Raw genomic sequence first — 2,021 nt, forward strand, 5'->3', positions numbered from 1 at the left:
AAGAAAGTTACCGAGAAAATAATGACTGAGTTTTCGGATTTGAATCTATGCCCGATTAACAACCGTCAGGGAATTGTAATTGATGGTGAAGGTTCAAAGGTTATTTGCAAAGACTAATTTGAAAATTCCAGTTTGTATAACAGGAATTTATCAGAAAATGAGGAATAGTTGAAATGGAGGCGCTATAATAACATGAAGATTGAAGGGAACCAGAAAGAACTGGATGCAATGGTAGAATTTCATAAGGGAAACCGTGTCGAGGGACTGAGACTGCAAGAAGAATTTGCAGCGGAATTTCGTAAGGAGTATAAAGACAAAGATCACTGTCCTTGCCTGAAAGCCTGTCGTTATCACGGAAACTGTAAGGAATGTGTAGCAATCCACAGAGCGCATCAGGAACATGTTCCTAATTGTATGCGACCATTGATTAATAAAAAATTGAAATTGATGTCAGAATTAACAGAGCATACCTTGGCAAATGAAATAGAAGCTCCACATGAGATTTTAAGAAAATAGGCAAGTCAAATTCCCGTTTACCTCTATTCAAACATACAAGCTCTTGACAATAAAGCTCCTATATAGTATGATTTTATAAACTACTATATAGGAGCTTTTGCATGAAAACAAATGGCGGATTTCTTGTCACCAAAATAAAACAGCTTGGTGACCGGATTTTTGAGAAGATTCTCAGCGAAAAAAATATCGATGCGTTTAATGGAGCCCAGGGGCGTATTCTTTATGTGCTGTGGCAGGAGGATGGAATCTCGATCAGGTCACTCTCGGTCAAATGCGGATTAGCGATAACATCTCTTACGACGATGCTGGAAAGAATGGAAAATCAAGGACTGATAAGCCGTGTTCAGTCTGAAACGGACAAAAGGAAAACACTCCTGTTTCTGACTGAGAAAGCACATGCCTTAAAGGGCGAGTACGATTCTGTATCTGATGAGATGGGCAGCATTTACTACAAGGGTTTTTCAGAGGAAGAAATTACCCGGTTTGAGGAATGCCTCGACCGCATCAGGAAGAATCTTGAGGAGTGGCAGAAGTCATGAGTATTTGTATCAAAGATCAGATTCAGAACATGAATATCGTCATTGGCTGCACAGTGGGGTGTACATATTGCTATGCCCGCAACAACGTGAAACGCTGGCATATGATTGATGACTTCGCTGACCCTGAATTCTTTCCGAGTAAGCTCAAGATGATGGAAAAGAAACGTCCGCAGAACTTTCTTCTTACCGGGATGAGCGATCTCTCCGGATGGAAGCCGGAATGGAGAGACGAGGTATTTGCAAAGATCCGTGAAAATCCACAGCATCAGTTCCTGTTCCTTACCAAGCGACCTGATTTGCTGGATTTTGATACCGATCTGGAAAACGCATGGTTTGGCGTTACGGTGACGAGGAAAGCAGAACTGTGGCGTATCGACGCCCTTCGGAAAAACGTCAGAGCAAAACATTACCATGTTACCTTTGAACCGTTATTCGACGATCCCGGCACAGTTGACCTTTCCGGAATCAATTGGATCGTTGTCGGCACCATGACCGGAGCTCAGAGCAGGAAGATTCATACGGAGCCGGAATGGGCATGGTCTCTGGCGGACCAGGCACATAAGCTCGGCATTCCGGTGTTTATGAAGGAAGACCTTGTCCCTATCATAGGGGATGAAAATATGATTCAGGAAATGCCGGAAGAATTTAATAAAGTGTTAGAGGTACAGAAATCATGGAAGAAGTAATAAATGGAATCCTCATTCGTGAGGTGGAAACAAAGAACATCATGACTAAGTCTAGTCTGCCGGTAGGCGGTTACTCGGTCAATCCCTATGTGGGCTGTACACATGCCTGCAAGTATTGCTATGCTTCTTTTATGAAGCGCTTTACCGGGCACAAGGAGGAATGGGGCACTTTCCTTGATGTGAAGCATTGGCTGGAAATTAAAAATCCGAAGAAATATGCCGGACAGCGGGTGGTCATCGGTTCTGTGACAGATGGCTACAATCCACAGGAGGAGCAATT

The 2,021-nt window shown here is 43.1% G+C and carries 3 protein-coding genes and 2 pseudogenes; all 5 read left to right on the forward strand.

Features of this window, described 5'->3' with window-relative positions; all coding sequences use genetic code 11:
• Window positions 1-117 (forward strand): annotated as a pseudogene (locus DW720_RS15440) (peptidase S51); the annotation flags it as partial.
• Between the two features lie 75 nt (window positions 118-192).
• On the forward strand, window positions 193-516 hold the full coding sequence (locus tag DW720_RS15445) for a hypothetical protein (protein ID WP_004613237.1): 324 nt from the start codon (window positions 193-195) through the stop codon (window positions 514-516).
• Window positions 517-617: 101 nt separating this feature from the next.
• Window positions 618-1,055, forward strand: coding sequence for a radical SAM mobile pair system MarR family transcriptional regulator (locus DW720_RS15450; protein ID WP_009535039.1), 438 nt, complete (start codon window positions 618-620; stop codon window positions 1,053-1,055).
• Window positions 1,052-1,741: a radical SAM mobile pair protein A gene (locus tag DW720_RS15455; protein ID WP_005946182.1), complete on the forward strand. Its 690-nt coding sequence runs from the start codon at window positions 1,052-1,054 to the stop codon at window positions 1,739-1,741. The genes DW720_RS15450 and DW720_RS15455 overlap by 4 nt, the downstream gene beginning before the upstream one ends.
• Window positions 1,729-2,021, forward strand: a pseudogene (locus tag DW720_RS15460) (radical SAM mobile pair protein B); the annotation flags it as partial. The gene DW720_RS15455 and the pseudogene DW720_RS15460, both read left to right, overlap by 13 nt.

Source organism: Clostridium sp. AM27-28 (assembly GCF_003480955.1).
Taxonomy (GTDB): Bacteria; Bacillota; Clostridia; order Lachnospirales; family Lachnospiraceae; genus Otoolea; species Otoolea fessa.